Annotated in this window: 13 protein-coding genes; 9 read left to right on the top strand and 4 right to left on the bottom strand. The window is 74.6% G+C overall.

The features are described from left to right. Positions 1-70: 70 nt before the first annotated feature. Positions 71-1,402 carry an alpha/beta hydrolase gene (locus tag ACTJK8_RS25435; protein WP_440762720.1) on the bottom strand — a complete coding sequence of 444 codons (1,332 nt, stop codon included), beginning with the start codon at positions 1,400-1,402 and terminating at the stop codon, positions 71-73. Positions 1,403-1,689: 287 nt separating this feature from the next. Between ACTJK8_RS25435 and ACTJK8_RS25440 the strand changes: the two genes are divergently transcribed. Then, complete coding sequence (locus ACTJK8_RS25440) at positions 1,690-1,875, top strand: hypothetical protein (RefSeq protein ID WP_041372294.1); 186 nt, start codon at positions 1,690-1,692, stop codon at positions 1,873-1,875. A gap of 54 nt (positions 1,876-1,929) precedes the next feature. Here ACTJK8_RS25440 and ACTJK8_RS25445 read toward each other — a convergent pair whose 3' ends face one another. Further along, the gene (locus ACTJK8_RS25445; protein ID WP_012318485.1) at positions 1,930-3,567 is read right to left on the bottom strand and encodes an acyl-CoA synthetase; all 1,638 of its coding nucleotides are present in this window, start codon (positions 3,565-3,567) and stop codon (positions 1,930-1,932) included. A gap of 199 nt (positions 3,568-3,766) precedes the next feature. Further along, positions 3,767-4,327, bottom strand: coding sequence for a PAS domain-containing protein (locus tag ACTJK8_RS25450; protein ID WP_012318486.1), 561 nt, complete (start codon positions 4,325-4,327; stop codon positions 3,767-3,769). A 372-nt stretch (positions 4,328-4,699) separates the two neighbouring features. Here ACTJK8_RS25450 and ACTJK8_RS25455 point away from each other — a divergent pair, with 372 nt between their 5' ends. From ACTJK8_RS25455 to ACTJK8_RS25490, 8 genes are all read left to right on the top strand, one after another. Beyond that, positions 4,700-5,347, top strand: coding sequence for a ParA family protein (locus ACTJK8_RS25455; protein WP_012318487.1), 648 nt, complete (start codon positions 4,700-4,702; stop codon positions 5,345-5,347). Then, on the top strand, positions 5,331-5,654 hold the full coding sequence (locus tag ACTJK8_RS25460; RefSeq protein WP_012318488.1) for a ribbon-helix-helix domain-containing protein: 324 nt from the start codon (positions 5,331-5,333) through the stop codon (positions 5,652-5,654). Before ACTJK8_RS25455 ends, ACTJK8_RS25460 begins: the two co-directional genes overlap by 17 nt. Before the next feature lie 576 nt (positions 5,655-6,230). Then, a complete protein-coding gene (locus tag ACTJK8_RS25465) occupies positions 6,231-7,559 on the top strand; it encodes a septal ring lytic transglycosylase RlpA family protein (RefSeq protein WP_012318489.1) in 1,329 nt (442 codons plus the stop codon). Positions 7,560-7,764: 205 nt separating this feature from the next. After that, a complete protein-coding gene (locus tag ACTJK8_RS25470; protein ID WP_041372295.1) occupies positions 7,765-9,015 on the top strand; it encodes a D-alanyl-D-alanine carboxypeptidase family protein in 1,251 nt (416 codons plus the stop codon). 10 nt (positions 9,016-9,025) lie between these two features. Continuing rightward, positions 9,026-9,748, top strand: a complete 723-nt coding sequence (gene tmk, locus ACTJK8_RS25475; RefSeq protein WP_440762721.1) for a dTMP kinase — start codon at positions 9,026-9,028, stop codon at positions 9,746-9,748. 193 nt (positions 9,749-9,941) lie between these two features. Beyond that, a complete protein-coding gene (locus ACTJK8_RS25480) occupies positions 9,942-10,994 on the top strand; it encodes a DNA polymerase III subunit delta' (RefSeq protein ID WP_012318492.1) in 1,053 nt (350 codons plus the stop codon). Positions 10,995-11,166: 172 nt separating this feature from the next. Next, positions 11,167-11,775 carry a MarR family winged helix-turn-helix transcriptional regulator gene (locus ACTJK8_RS25485; RefSeq protein WP_440762722.1) on the top strand — a complete coding sequence of 203 codons (609 nt, stop codon included), beginning with the start codon at positions 11,167-11,169 and terminating at the stop codon, positions 11,773-11,775. After that, complete coding sequence (locus ACTJK8_RS25490; RefSeq protein ID WP_012318494.1) at positions 11,772-13,502, top strand: FAD-dependent monooxygenase; 1,731 nt, start codon at positions 11,772-11,774, stop codon at positions 13,500-13,502. The genes ACTJK8_RS25485 and ACTJK8_RS25490 overlap by 4 nt, the downstream gene beginning before the upstream one ends. A gap of 100 nt (positions 13,503-13,602) precedes the next feature. On the opposite strand, the gene ACTJK8_RS25495 is transcribed toward ACTJK8_RS25490, so the two are convergent. After that, positions 13,603-14,577 (bottom strand): helix-turn-helix domain-containing protein, encoded by a 975-nt coding sequence (locus ACTJK8_RS25495; RefSeq protein ID WP_012318495.1) that lies wholly within the window; start codon positions 14,575-14,577, stop codon positions 13,603-13,605. Between the last annotated feature and the right edge of the window lie 925 nt (positions 14,578-15,502).

Consider the following 15,502-nt stretch of genomic DNA (forward strand, 5'->3'; position numbering starts at 1 on the left):
TCGCGCGGAAGGCGACGGCTGTTGCCGTAGCGACACGTATCGGTGGCGCGGCGGAGGCGGTCCCGCGGGGCTACTTCACGCGGCCCGCGAGCCAGCCGGCCAGGACGTCCGCGACGGCGTCGCTGTTCGTCTCCAGCATCATCATGTGGCCGTTGCCGTGGAGGCCCTGGTCGGCCAGCCGGACCACGTCCGGCCTGGCGCCGGCCTGGGTCAGGAACGCGACGGTGCAGTCGTCGTAGGTGGCGTGGAAGGAGGCCTCCGCGGTCACCACCACGGCCGGCACCTTGGCGAGGTTCGGCAGGGTCCGGACCGGCTCGCCCTGCAGCCAGCAGCGGATCCGCCCGTCCGCCGCCCTGTCGGGCCTGGACTCGGATCCCTTGGCCTGCTGCGCCACCGTCAGGTCCTCGGGCGCCTTGACCGGCGGGTCGAAGGTCAGCGGCATGCGGGTCAGCCCGTAGGCGCGGGCGCGCCCGTCGCCGGTCTTCTCCCAGAACTCCTTGCCGCCGCGGAACTGCACGTCGAAGAAGGGCGGGCCGTTCGGCTCGACGGCGACGTGCGCCTTCACGAGGTCCGGCCGCGCGTCCGAGGCCGCCCAGCCGAACAGGGCCGCCTGGCCGTGGGTGACCAGGATCGCCGGCCCGATCCTGTCGAGGAGCGCCACCAGCGCGGGGTCGACCCATTCCTCGGTCTGCTGGCTGTTGGCGAGGAACGGGACCTGGCTCGCGAAGAACTGGTCGAAGGCGGCGTTGCCCTGCACGCCGGGCCCCTCCGGCCAGCGGGTGTGGAGCTTGGCCTGCGGGTAGAGGTCGTAGACCTCCGGGGCCGTGTGGGTGCGCTCCAGGCTGCGGGTCCCGAGCCGGTCGTAGGGGCCGTAGACCTCCGGGTTGGTGCCCGAGCGCCCGCGCCCGACCTGATCGACCACGTAGACCTGGTAGCCCTTGTCGACGAAGCGCTGCACCCAGCCGGGGCGGCCGTCCGCGGTGGCGAGGTAGTTCACGCCGGTCTGGGCGAGGCCGTGCACCATCACCACCGGGTAGGGCTGCGTGATCCGGGCCGGGGTGCGCGACTGCACGAACATCTGGCCGACCATCACGGTCTTGTCGCCGAGCTTCTGGTAGCGGCCGCCGATGTAGAAGTAGCCGGCGCGGGTCACCGGCTCGGCCGGACCCGGCTCCGCCGCCCGCGGGCGGGGCGGGCCCGGCGGGGCGGGCGCCGCCTGAGGCGCGGCATCCGGGCGGGGCGCGGGCTGGGACGGGACGGGCCCCTGGGCCCGGGCCGGCCCGGCCCCCAGCCCGGCGGCCATCCCTGCGGCCAGCCCTGCGGCCAGGACCAGCCCCTGACCGGCGCGGCGCGCCGCGCGGGTGCCGTTCGCGATGCCGCCCGCGATGCCGCTGCCGGCCATGCCGTCTCTCCCGGATGCGCGCCGCTCCGCGCCGGCGCTTATTGCGGGAAACGCAACGTTCGGCCAGCCGGGAAAGCTGCGCGGTCCCGCGCGATCACGCCCCGGTCGGACGAAGCGTCGCGGTAACCTCAATCGCGGCCGAGCCCGGCCCTCCGCGCATGCCAGGCGCGACCGCGGCGGTGCTGGCGCGGCGCGGGCGGCGCGCCCACCTTGAGGGGGCACCGGCGCCGCCAGCGGCGCCCCCCGCCCGGATCGCCCGCGGCGGGGCGAAGCCAAGGACTCCCGCCGTGGATCCCGAAACCGCCAAGACCCTGGTCTCCGCCGCCCTGGTCGCCTCCATCACCCTGTTCAGCCTCGTCTCGCTCCAGGCGTTCGTCGCCCAGATCCTGGCCGACCTCCGCGACGCCGGCTCCGCCCCGAAGGCCGTGCCGGTGCCGGTCCGCGCCGACCGACGGGATCCGCCGCAGGCCTGACCGGCCCGCGACACCGGGGTCGGGCGTCGGGGCCCGATCCCGGCCCGGCGCCGATCAGGCCCCGTCCTGCCGGGCCCGCTCCCGCAGGATGAACTTCTGCACCTTGCCGGTGGAGGTCTTGGGCAATTCGCCGAAGATCACGTGGCGGGGGAGCTTGTAGGAGGCCAGCCGCCCCCGGCACCACTGGATCAGCTCGTCGGCCGTGGGGGCCGCGCCGGCCTTGAGCTCGACGAAGGCGCACGGGGTCTCGCCCCATTTCGCGTCGGGCCGCGCCACCACCGCGGCCGCGGCCACCGCCGGGTGCTTGAACAGGGCGTCCTCGACCTCGATCGACGAGATGTTCTCGCCGCCCGAGATGATGATGTCCTTCGAGCGGTCCTTGAGCTGCACGTAGCCGTCCGGGTGCTTCACCCCGAGGTCGCCGGTGCGGAACCAGCCGCCCGCGAAGGCGGCCCGCGTGGCGGCCGGGTTCTTCAGGTAGCCGCGCATCACCACGTTGCCGCGCATCATCACCTCGCCGATCGTCGCCCCGTCGGCGGGCACCGGCTCCAGCGTCTCCGGGTCGCGGACGTCGAGGGCCTCGAGCACCGGGTAGCGCACCCCCTGGCGGGCCTTCTTGGCCGCCCGCTGGTCGGCCGCCAGGGCGTCCCAGTCGGCGTGCCAGGCGTTGACGACCGCCGGCCCGTAGCTCTCGGTCAGGCCGTACAGGTGGGTCACGTCGAACCCGGCCTCCGACATGCCGGCCAGCACCGCCTCCGGCGGCGGCGCCGCGGCGGTGAAGAAGGCGACGCGCCGGGGCAGGTCGCGGCGCTCGGCGTCGGGGGCGTTGATCAGCATCTGCATGACGATCGGCGCGCCGCAGAGATGCGTGACCCCGTGCTCGGCCATCAGCCGGTACATCGCCTCCGCCCGCACCTGACGCAGGCAGACATGGGTCCCGGCCACGATCGACAGGGTCCAGGGGAAGCACCAGCCGTTGCAGTGGAACATCGGCAGGGTCCAGAGATAGACCGGGTGCTGGCCGAGCCCGCCCGTGATGACGTTGCCGAGCGCCAGCAGCGCCGCCCCGCGATGGTGGTAGACCACGCCCTTCGGGTCGCCGGTGGTGCCCGACGTGTAGTTCAGGGTGATCGCGTCCCACTCGTCGTCCGGCAGACGCCAGTCGTGCTCCGGGTCGCCCCCGGCCAGGAAGGCCTCGTAGTCGGTCGCGCCGAGGCGGGCGCCCGGGCCGTCATATTCGGGATCGTCGACGTCGATCACGAAGGGCTTGGTGGCGAGCCCCTCCAGGGCCGCGGCGGCCGTCCGGGAGAACTCGCGGTCGGTGATCAGCACCGCGGCCTCGCCGTGCTGCAGGCAGAAGCGGATCGCGTCGGCGTCGAGGCGGGTGTTGAGGGTATTGAGCACCGCCCCGGTCATCGGCACGCCGTAGTGGCACTCGATCATCTCGGGGGTGTTGGCGAGCAGCGCCGCCACGGTGTCGCCGCGGCCGATCCCGCGCGCCGCCAGCGCCGCGGCGAGGCGGCGCGCCCGGGCGTAGACCTCCCGGTAGGAGCGCCGCAGGGGGCCGTGGACCACCGCGACGTGGTCGGGGAACACCCGCGCGGCCCGGTCCAGGTAGAGCAGGGGCGTCAGCGGCTGGTGGTTGGCCGGGACGCGGTCGAGGTCGCGGTCGTAGATCGTGTCGCGGGCCATCCCCGTCCTCCCGGCAATGTGTTGCCGGGACAGTAGCTTGCCGGAACGGGCGCGATCAATCGGTCCGGCGGGGCTTCCGCGCCGTCGACCCGGGGGCGCGGCGTGTCACGCCGCGTAGGCGGCCCGGTGCGGGCCGCGTGTCACGTCGCGTCGCGTGGCCCGCCCGGTGGCCCGCCCGGTGGCGCTCCCGGTGGCGCGCTCAGTGGCGCGGCTCGTCCTCGGGCTCGGGCAGGAAGCGGGCGAGCTCGAAGCCGATCTCGATCATCAGGTGCTCGATCCGGTCGGTGAGCGTCGGCCGGTGCAGGGCGCGGGCGAGGTCGCGCAGGGCGATGATGTGCTCGGCCATCCGGTTCACCACCCGCTCGCTCTGCACGAGGTTGGCAGCCTGCTCCTCGGTGCGGTCGATGGCGATGCCGCGCCCCCGGGTCGCCCCGCCGGCGGGGTCCCGCTCGATTCGGCCGCGCATCAGCAGCGTGCGGATCCCGGTGCGCGTGTCCGCCGTGCGGAACTCCGCCTCGACGGGACCGCCGGTCTCGGCCACCGCGTGGAGATAGCTCTCGATCCGGACGCGGTCCTCGGGGTGGGTGCGGTCGAGGAAGGCCTCCAGGGAGACGCCGGCCGCGGCCGCCTCGGGGTCCAGGCCGAGCAGATCCGCGAGCGAGGCCGAGAGCGCCAGCTGCCCCGCCCAGTAATCGTGCGCCCAGGTGCCGACGACGCCGGAGGCTTCCAGAATGGATTGCGGGATCGGGGCTTCGGACATGCCATTCCTCGACGGGGCGATCCTTGCCTTTAAACTTGAGGTTTTCACCCCCGCCAAGCTCCTCGTCTCACCCGCGCTCACGCTACGGTATCCGGGCGTCGCTGGAAAGGCTGTTAACCCTCTATATGCCAAGAATCTTAACTTGAAGTTTAGACTGCTGTCCTGCTGCGGTGCTGGCGGGCGATATCCGGAAGGGACAGCCGTCTTAACGGGTCGTTAACCATGCCGGCCCCAACCTGTGCCGGGACATCCTTGGGTCACAGGATCGCGGCACGCCCCGAATCCCATACCTGAGGTTGGCACAGACGGCGCGGCGACCGGCGGTTGCGGGCGCCCGGACGGATGCATGGGGCCTTCTGGAGGACGCCCGGGATGAAAGCGATCACCTTCGTCACGCAGAAGGGCGGCAGCGGCAAGAGCACGCTGTGCATCTCCCTGGCGGTGGCCGCCCGGGAGGCGGGCCACACGGTCTGCATCCTGGAGATGGACCGGCAGGCCACGATCTCCGACTGGCTGGACCACCGCACGGCGGACGGTCCCGAGGTGGCGCAGATCGACGCCACGCAGATCGACGCCGTGATGGAGCGCCTGCGCGACTCCGCCTACGACTACGTGTTCATCGACACGCCCGGCGTCGATTCCACCGGCACCCTGTCGGCGATCCGCGCCGCGGATCTGTGCATCATCCCGTGCCGGCCGACCCCCGCGGACCTGCGGGCGTTCAAGCCGACCCTGGCCGCCGTCTACCGGCTGGAGAAGAAGTTCGCCTTCGTGCTGAACCAGACCCCGCCGCGCTCCTACCGGGTCCGCGACGCCGCGGACGGGCTCGCGGTGCTCGGCATCCTGCCCGACGTGAACATCGTCGCCCGCACCGACCACCAGGACGCGATCGGCCTCGGCCAGGGCGTCACCGAGTTCAACCCCAAGGGCCAGGCCGCCGGCGAGGTCCGCCGCCTCTGGTCGTGGATCGAGCGCCGCACGCAGTCCCTGAGGACGGGCCAGCATGTCCAAGCCGCCTAAGCTCAGCCTCGCGGCGATCGTGGCCTCGGCGAGCCCGCCGGCCCGGCCCCTGGCGGCCCGGCCGCAGGGCGCCGAGATCGTGTCGCTCACCCTCGCGCCCCCGGCGCCGAAGCAGGCGGCCACGCTCAAGCAGCGCGCCCGCCAGATGTCGGTCTACCTGGAGCCGCCGGTCTACGACCAGCTGCGCGACCTCGCCTACGCCGAGCGGACCAAGATGCACGCGCTGATGCTGGAAGGCCTCGACCTGCTGTTCAAGCAGCGCGGCGCCCAGTCGATCGCGCAGCTCACCGACACGCAGTCCCGCTGAGGGCGGACCGGCCCGTACCCGGGGCGGCGCGTCCGCTCCGGGTACGGGCCGCCGCTGCGCGTGCGGCGCCTTCCGGCCATCCGGCGCCGCGGCGCCGGACTCGGGCACCGACGCCGGCCCTCGGGTGCGGGCTCGCCCGCGGCATCCCGGCGCGACGGCGCGCAAGGACGGCGCGGAGGGACGGCGCGGAGGGACGGCGCGGAGGGACGGCGCGGAGGGACGGCGCGGATCAGCCGGCCCGCGGCCTCCGCACCGGCCCGGTCCCGAGCCGCCGCGATCCTGGCCGCGCCTCCACACGGAAAAGTGGAGCGCCGCGCTCCGGGACGACCGGATGCGCGCGCCAACGCGATCCTGACAAATTCGTTTCTGAAACAAGCATTTGCCCGCCGATCCTCGCGCAACGCTCGAGATCTGGCCGGCCGCACGGCCCGCGTCCTGAACCCGGCCGCGCCCCATCGTTCAGGCTTCCTTTACGCGACCGCTACAAATCTGGGTGGACCGATCGCGGCCCAGTGCACGCGGCCGGCTCCGGTCCGGTCGGGCCCCGGTCACGCGTAGAGTTTGGTGAACCCCACGATGGTGCGCACGACGCTTCCCCGGCCGGCGCGCCTCGCCCTGCGGCTCATGGCCGTCTCGGGCGTGGCCCTGGCCACGGCCAACTGCGCGACCTCGCCCCAGCAGAAGCTCGCCGCGGGGAACGGGATCGACCCGAAATACGGGGTCAAGGCGAGCCCGCGCCTCTACAACGAGGGCGACGTGATCCCGAAGGGCGGCGGGCGCCGCTACACCGGCAAGCCCTACGTGGTGGCCGGCCAGACCTACGTGCCGAAGGAGAATCCGAACGGCTACGTGCGCGAGGGGCTGGCCTCCTGGTACGGCGCGGCCTTCCACGGCCGCATGACCGCCAACGGCGAGGTCTTCGACCGCCACTCGATCGCCGCCGCCCACCCGACCCTGCCGCTGCCGAGCTACGCCCGGGTGACGAACCTCGACAACGGCTACTCGATGCTGGTGCGCGTCAACGACCGCGGCCCCTACCATGCCGGCCGGGTCATGGACGTGTCGGAGGAGGCGGCCGACGCGCTGGGCTTCCACCGGAAGGGCACCGCGCGGGTGCGCGTCGAGTATGTCGGCAAGGCCTCGGTGGCGGGCAGCGACGACCGCAAGCTCCTCGCCAGCCTGCGCACCGACGGGCGGCCGGCCGGCCGCTCGACCGTGATGATGGCCGATCTCGGCCCGGCGGAGGACACGGAGCGCTACACGCGCACCGCCCCGGCTCTGGCCTTCAAGCCCGCCGAGGCGGAGGAGGCCGGGACGGCGCCCGCCGAGGCCCCGGCCGCCCGGCCCGAGCGGACGGCGCCGGTGCGCGCGCCGATCGTGCTGGCCTCGGCCGCCGTGACGGTCCCGGCGGCCGTGCAGCCCACCGCCCCGCGGGTGCGCGAGTTCCGGCCCGCCCCCGTGCCGGCCGTCGCGGCCAGGGGCGGCCTCGGGACCGGGGCCGTCAAGGTCGCGGGTCTCAATCCGGCCCTCGCCCCGGCCCTCGCCCCGGCCGCGCCGCCGTCGCACGGTCATGCCGCCGGAAAGCCCGGCCCGAAGGCCGGGCCGGCGGCCCGCCCGACGCCCGCCGAGGCCCACGGCCGGGCGGTCCCGGCGCCCGGGACCGTCAAGCTCGCCAAGGCAGCGTCGGGCCCGTCCCCGGCCGCGATGCCGGCCGCGATGCCGGCCTCGGCCAAGCTCGCCATGGCGCGCCTCGCCGCGGTGCCGGCCAAGGGGTTGGCCGCGAAGGGCGGCGCGCCCGCCGGGACCGGCTCCGCCAAGACGGCCCCCAAGGCCCCCGCCGCCAAGGGGCCGGCCACCGGGACCGCCGCGAAGGCCGGCCACGCGCGCCTCGCCGGGATCTACTGACGGCGGCCCCGGGATCCGACGCGGATCCGCCCGGGCCCCGGCCGGCCCGCCGCCCCGGACGCGGCCGCCCTCCGCCCGACGGATGCGGCGGGCGATGCGGCATTTCGCATTCGATCCGGCGCCGAAACCGTAATATGGTCACGCTTGTTATTGGGATACGGCCGGGATGTGTCCGGTCCGACGGCAGGCGCGGGACGGAACGGTGATGCGCAGACCCCTTCTCACCCTTCTCGCGGCCGCCTGCGCGCTGGGCGCCGGCCTCGCCGCCGCCGCCGCGCAGGGCTTCCAGACCGCGGCCCCGCACGCGATCCTGATCGACGCCGATTCCGGCTCGGTCCTGTTCGAGAAGGCCGCCGACGAGCGGTTCTCGCCGGCCAGCATGGCCAAGCTGATGACCACCGACATCGTGTTCGAGGCGCTGAAATCCGGCCGCCTGTCCATGGACACGGAGTTCACCGTCACCGAGGACGCGTGGAAGCGCGGCGGCGCGGGCGGGGGCGGCTCGTCGATGTTCGCGCAGGTCAACAGCCGCATCAAGATGGCGGACCTGCTGCGCGGCCTGATCGTGCAGTCGGGCAACGACGCGGCCATCACCATCGCGGAGAACATGGCCGGGTCCGAGGAGGCCTTCGCCGGGCTGATGAACCAGCGCGCCAAGGAGATCGGGCTGACGAACTCGACCTTCCGCAACGCCACCGGCTACTCGGCGCCCGACCAGAAGGTCACGGCCCGGGACATGGCGAAGCTCGCGCTGCACATCATCGACACCTACCCGGACTACTACAAGATCTTCTCCGAGAAGGAGTTCACCTGGAACAAGATCCGCCAGCAGAACCGCAACCCGCTGCTGGCCCTCGACATCGGCGCGGACGGGCTCAAGACCGGCTACCTGGAGGAATCCGGCTACGCGCTCACCGGCTCGGCGGTGCAGAACGGCCAGCGGCTCGTGCTGGTGGTCTCGGGGCTCAAGACCGCCCGGGACCGCGCCTCCGAGTCGCGCAAGCTGATGGAGTGGGGGTTCCGCGCCTTCGAGCCCCGGCAGGTCTTCGCGCCGGGCGAGACCGTGGCCGAGGCCTCGGTGTTCGGCGGCCAGTCGGGCTCGGTGCCGCTGGTGGCGAAGAAGCCCGTGCGGGTGCTGCTGCCGCGGGGCTCCAGCGACCGGGTCAGCGCCAGGGCGATCTATACCGGGCCGCTCATCGCCCCCGTGGAGGAGGGCCAGCGGGTCGGAATCCTGCGCGTCCAGCGCGGCGACACCGTCGCCCTCGACCAGCCGCTCTTCGCCGGCGCCGCGGTGGAGCCCGGCACCCTGTCGCAGCGGGCGATGGACGCGGCGCTCGAATTCGGCACCGGCCTCGTCCGCAAGGCCTTCGACCGGGCCGGCAAGGGCGGGGACAAGGGCGGGGACAAGGGGGCCGGGGCCGACAAGGGCGCTGCCGGGGCGGCCAACCCGTCGTGACGGCGCGCGCGTGACCGGGCCGCGTCTCGGGGATCCCGCCGCGGCGGGCGGCACCTTCATCACCTTCGAGGGCGGGGAGGGGGCCGGGAAATCGACCCAGATCGCCCGCCTCGCCGCGACCCTGCGCGCGCGCTCGGGCCGGCCCGTCTGCGTGACGCGCGAGCCCGGCGGCTCGCCGCGGGCGGAGGAGATCCGCGCGGCGCTGCTCGACGGCGTCGCCAAACCCTACGGCCCGTTCGCGGAGGCCCTGCTGTTCAGCGCCGCCCGGATCGACCACCTCGACCGGCTGATCCGCCCGGCTCTGCGCCGGGGCGAGACCGTGCTGTGCGACCGGTTCATCGACTCGACCCGGGCCTACCAGGGCGCCGCGGGCGGGCTCGACCCCGGGATCGTGGACGCCCTGGAGCGGGTCGTCATCGGACCGACCCGGCCCGACCTCACCCTGATCCTCGACCTCGCCCCCGAGTCCGGCCTCGCCCGCGCGGCCGGGCGCGGCGCCCGGACGGGGCAGGGGGCCGACCGGTTCGAGGCCGAGGCCCTCGACTTCCACGTCCGGCTGCGGGAGGCCTTCCTGGCGATCGCCGGCGCGGAGCCGGACCGCTGCGCGGTGATCGACGCGTCCCGCGATCCCGACGCGGTCGAGGCGGCGGTCCGCGCCGCCGTCGCGTCCCGGCTGCCGGCGCTCCTGCCCGACCGGCCGGCGGGTGCGGGCCGGAGCGGCGACGCCGCGTGAGCGGCGGGGTGAGCGGCGGGGTGAGCGGGGCGATTCCCGGCCCGACCGGTCCCATCCGGGCCGGCGGCCGTGTAAGCAGCCGCGCGGGCGCGCCGACCGGAGCGGAGCCCGCCGGCCCGCGCCGCGAGACCCACTCCATGAAGCCCGTCCCATGAAGCCCGTCCTATGAAGCCAGCCGCATGAAGCCCGTCCCATGAAGCCCGCCGACCGCGCCGCCGACGACGTCGAGCCCGGGGACCTCGCCGGGATCCCGCGCCCGCGCGAGACCCTCGGGCTCGTCGGCCACGCGGCGGCGGCCGACGCCTTCGCGGCGGCCATCGCGGCGGGGCGCCTGCACCACGCGTGGCTGATCGGCGGCGCCCCCGGCATCGGCAAGGCGACCCTGGCCTACCGGGTCGCCCGGCGCCTGCTCGCCTACCCCGCGGGCGGGGGCCCGGCGGGCCTCGCCGTGCCGGCGGGCGACGCCGTCCTCGGCAAGGTGGCGGGCCTGTCGCACCCGAACCTCGTGGTCCTGCGCCGCCACCGGAGCGCCGGCGCCAAGACGCTGCCGACCAAGATCTCGGTCGACGCGGTGCGCCGCGCCCTCGACCTGTTCGCCTCGACGGCCGCGGATTCCGGCTGGCGCGTCTGCATCCTCGACAGCGCCGAGGACCTGAACGCCAACGCCGCCAACGCCCTGCTCAAGGTCCTGGAGGAGCCGCCGCCGCGCGCGCTGTTCCTGATCCTGTCGCACCAGCCCGGCCGGCTGCTCCCGACCATCCGCTCCCGCTGCCGGGCGCTGATGCTGCGCCCCCTCCCGGCCGAGGACGTCGCCCGGGTGGTGCGCGGCCTGCCCGAGCCCTTCCCGCAGCCCGACGAGACCGCCCTGGCCCGGGCGCTGGCCCAGTGCGAGGGCTCGGTCGCCCGCGCGCTCGCGATGCTCGACCCGGTCACCGCCGGCCTCGTGGCCGAGATCGAGACCCTCCTGGCGCGGGCGCGCACGCCCGACTGGGGCCGGGTGCTCAAGCTCGCCGAGACCCTGGCGGGCCGCGACGCCGAGGCGCGGTTCGAGGCCGCCCAGGACGCGGTCCTGCGCTTCGTCTCGGCCGAGATCGACCGGCGCCGGGACGAGCCCCCCGCCCGCCTCGCCGCCCTGGTGGAGGTCGCCGACCGGTTCGGCCGCGCCGCCCGGGAGGCGGCGATCTACAACCTCGACCGGCGCCCGGTGGTGCTGTCGCTGTTCGGGGATCTCGCGGCGGTGGCGTAGGCCCGGCGGGCACCCGTCCTCGCGCCCGAATCCGGCGCCCGGCTCCGGCGTCCGGATCCCGCGTCCGGATCCGGCCTGCCGCCGGCGTGGAACCGTCCGGCCCGCCCCCCGTTGTCCGCGCGATGACAGCATGCTGTCATTTCGACAACACCCTGCCACCAGGACGCGCCCCATGGAGCCCGACCCGCCCCGGACAGCGCCCGACCGCGACCGGACCCGGCACGCCCTGTCGGACCTCGTGGTCGCGGTGTTCCGCCTCAACGGCGACCTGCTCGCGGCGGGCGACGCGCTGGTGCAGGACCTCGGGCTGACCAGCGCCCGCTGGCAGGTGCTGGGGGCCATCGCCCTCGCGCCGGCGCCGCTGCCCGTCGCCCACATCGCCCGCAACATGGGCCTCGCCCGCCAGTCGGTGCAGCGCCTCGTCGGCGAGATGCGGGCCGACGGGCTGATCCGGCTCGCGCCCAACCCCCACCACCGCCGCGCGCCCCTCGTCGCCATGACCCCGCGGGGCGCGGAGGCCTACCGGCAGGCGATGGCGCGCAACGCCCTCTGGTCGGACGGTCTCACCGCGGGTCTCGCGCCCGAGGCCGTCGAGGCCGCCGCCGCGCTCCTGCAGAGCCTGCAGCGGCGGATCGGCGCCTCCCACGGCGCCATCGCGTCCATCGCCGCGGAGGCTCGGCAGGAGAGGCCGCACGAGACCCCGCGCGAGACGCCGCACGAGACGCCGCACGAGACCCCGCAGAAGACCCGACAGGAAACCCGACCGGAGACCGACCGATGACCGACGCCAACGCCGCCCCGGGCTACGACACCGACGTGATCGTCGTGGGCGCGGGCCCCATCGGCCTGACCGCGGGCTGCGCCCTGCGCCATCACGGCGTGTCGTGCCTGCTCCTCGAGCAGCGCACGGAGGTCAGGGCGTACTCGCGGGCCAACAACCTCTGGGCCCGCCCGCAGGAGCTGCTCGCCGGCATCGGCCTGCGCGACGCCCTGGCGGAGAACGCCTACGCGGTCCGCACCATCAACTTCTTCGTCGACGGCGCGCCGACGACGCCCATCCCCATCGCCGACGTCGCCAGCCCCCATCCCGACGTCCTCTACAGCGGGCAGGACGTGATCGAGCGGACCCTGATCGACGCGTTCGAGGCCCGCGGCGGCCGGCTGGAGCGGGGCTGCACGGTCACCGGCATCGACCAGGACGGGGCAGGGGTCACCGTGACCCTCCGGCGGGGCGCGGACGGGCCGGAGACGCGGCTGCGCGCCCGCTACTGCGTGGCCGCCGACGGGGCCCGGAGCACGGTCCGCGCCCGGCTCGGCCTGGATTTCGAGCCCGAGCGGCTCGCGGGCTGCATGAACCGGCAGGTCGACGCCCGGCTGTCCTGGCGGCGCGGCTCCGAGCCAGACCAGCTCTGGTTCTTCTACTACCCGCGCGGCTTCGCCGGCATCATGCCGGTCTGGGGCGGCTACCACCGGCTGTTCTTCCTGGCCGACGACGCCGGCGTGCCGGACCGCGACCCGACGCTCGACGAGATCCAGGCGCTCGCCCGAGAGGTGACCGGCGACGAGACCCTCACCCTGAGCGACCCGCAATGGCTCACCCACAGCCGCTTCGCCTACGGGGTCTCCCCCGGCTACGCGCGGGGCCGCGTGTTCCTGGCGGGCGATGCCGGGCACCTGTCCCTGCCGATCGGCGGCCAGGGCATGAATGCCGGCCTCCACGACGCGGTCGAGATCGCGTGGCGGCTGGCCATGACCCTGCGGGGCGAGGCGGCGCCCGCCATCCTCGACTCCTACGACGGCGAGCGCGGCGGCGAGCACGCCCGGCTGAGCGCCCAGCAGGTGCGCGGGTTCCGGTGGACCGTCTACCGCGGCGCCGTCACCGACACGGTGCTGGGGCTGGCCGCGAAGGCGCTGCCGAACCTGGGCTCCCTGCTGCAGGGGACGGACGACATGCAGCAGATGGGCGTCGCCTATCCCGGGAGCCTCCTGAACGCGGATCACCTGTCCGGCCTGGCGGACCTGGGACACCTGCTGCGGCCGGGGCCGAAGCCGGGCCAGCGCGCGCCGGACGCGCCGGTGACGCGGGACGGGGCGCGCACGCGCCTGTTCCCGTTCCTCTACAACCCGGACGGATGGACGACGGGCTGGGCGCTCCTGTGCTTCGACGGACGCTCCCCCGAGGCGGCCCCCGCCCTTCAGGAGGCGGTCCGGGCCGTCGCGCCCTGGCCCTGGCTGCGGCCGCGGCTCGTCCTCGCCGGCCCCCTGATCGCGGCGGGGGCGGTGCCCGTCCTGTCGGACCTCGACGGCCGGGCGCACGGCGCCTACGGGCTGGAGGGCCGGCCGGCGCTCGTGCTGGTGCGCCCGGACGGGCACATCGCCTTCCGGAGCGGCGCGGACCGGACCGACCGCCTGGTCGCGTATTGCCGCGCGCTCTTCGACGCGGCGGACCGCGCGGCCGGGGACGCGGCCGGGGACGCGGCGCGGCCGGAGGCGGCTTGCGCCGGGTGAGGGCGGCGGGGGGCCGCGGCCCCGAGGGCCGCCCCCGGGGCGCCCCTCGTCCCGCCGCCGCGCCCCGGCCGCCCGCGACGGGCACCGACATCGCGGCGCCTCACGGATCCGGCCGGCTGCCGGACAGGCGCAGGGCGGCGGCCTCCCGGTAGGCGCGGGGCGACAGGCCGTGGCGGTCCTTGAAGCGCCGCGCGAAATGGGCCTGGCTCGCGAAGCCGCACTCGTAGGCCACGACGCCGATCGGGCGGTGCAGGCTGACCGGATCGGAGAGGCGCCTGGCCGCGGCCGCGAGGCGGCGCTCCCAGATCCAGTCAGAGATGTGCTGGCCGCGCTCGTGGAACAGCTCCTGGAGCCGGCGCAGGGACACGCCCATCGCGGCGGCGAGCCGGGGCGGATCGAGGGACGGATCGCCGAGATTCGCCTCGACATGGGCCTTGGCGCGCTGGACGACGACGCTGCCGTGCAGGGTACGCGGCACCTCCCGGGCCATCCGCTCGGCGAGGGCGGCCACGATCAGATCGACGCCGATGGCCGCCATGCGCTCGGCCGTCTCGGGAGAGAGCCGCCGGTTCACCCGGAGCAGATCCCCGAAGAAGGTCGTCACCAGCCGGGTCGTCGCCGATTCGGCGGTCATCGTCAGGGCCGCGAACAGCCGAGCCGGCCCGAGCACGCCCTCGAGGCGCTCCCGCGGCAGGGCCATGACCAGGGTCTGGCCATCCGTGCGCGCGTCCAGCACGCCCGGGTGATGGTCGACGACGGTGAAGTCTCCGGCGCCCTGCAGCGCCTCGCGACCGTGCTGCTGGAAGGTCGACGACCCGGCGAGGCGGAAATTCACGCGGATGAGCCCGTCCGGCCGGCGCCGGACCGTGTCGGCGGTGATCGTGGTCGTGATGGCGCCCTGGGTGATCCGGCTGAATGTCAGCGGACCGACGGCGCCGATCTCGATCTCGCCCGCGAACGGCCCGTCGGCGCGGCGGCGCTGCTCGACCGGCCCGATCCGGTCGGCGACGACCTCCTGCCAGAGCTTGAAGCGCGTCCGGGGATGGATCCCGGCCGTCGAGAAGACCCGGCGCATCAAGGGACTCGGGGAGCGGCTGCCGCGCGGCTCGCGGAGGGCCTGTCCGCCGGACGGAACCGGCCGCCCTGAAGGGCGATCCGAGGACCGGTATTGGATTGCGCCGGGACCATTATAGATTAATATCTTTCGGTCTAATAATGCCTTCGTCAACAATATTACGCTATCAAACGTCCATGATTCTGTTTTTATGAGCAATTTATACGCTTTATCACGTCGAACCTCGCCGAATAAGGCCGGCAATACAGGACACGTCGCGCTCATACGCGACGATACTGCCGGCCTCAAGAGGGGAGAACAGCTTCACGCGCGCGCTCTACGCCCGCGAGCTTGCGGCGTCCCGGCGCGGGCGCGACGTCGACGGCGCCGGTCGAGGGCGGGCTGCGTCCCGCGGCGGCGTCCCGCGCCGACGGCGTCGGCGGGCCCGGGATCGGGTCGACGTCGCGACGCGCCGGCCGCGGAGCGGTGTCCCATCATCCTTCGAGCCTTGACAATGTTCCTATTTTGTGCTTCCTGACCGCACCTGTCCGCGGCGTTTCGGGAGCGATTCCGGGGCGTCCTTCGGGGGCCTGCCCGGTGGCTGACCGGTCGGGTCCGGGGACGGGGCGGCGCCCGCGTCGGTGGCTCTCAGCCGCCATCGCCCCGGGCGGCGGACCGGTGCGGGGCGTGCCTCGGACGCGGGCGTGAGACCGGGCGGCACTCTGCCCGGCGGGGGAGGAAATGCCCCCGCGCCGACCCGCCTCTGGGCTGACCCTGAGCGACCTGCGGACCCGCCCACGACGAGGCGGGGGACGGCTGGAAGGCCACGGCGCCGATGCGGGTTCCGGGGGTTGCGGGCACGGCGTGCGCGCACCTCGCCCGAGACCGCTAACGGGGAGTCGCAGGACCGGGACGTCGGAGACGCCGCGACGAGAAAGACGGCAGC

The organism is Methylobacterium sp. 22177, assembly GCF_052045615.1.
In the GTDB taxonomy this organism is placed as follows: Bacteria; Pseudomonadota; Alphaproteobacteria; order Rhizobiales; family Beijerinckiaceae; genus Methylobacterium; species Methylobacterium radiotolerans.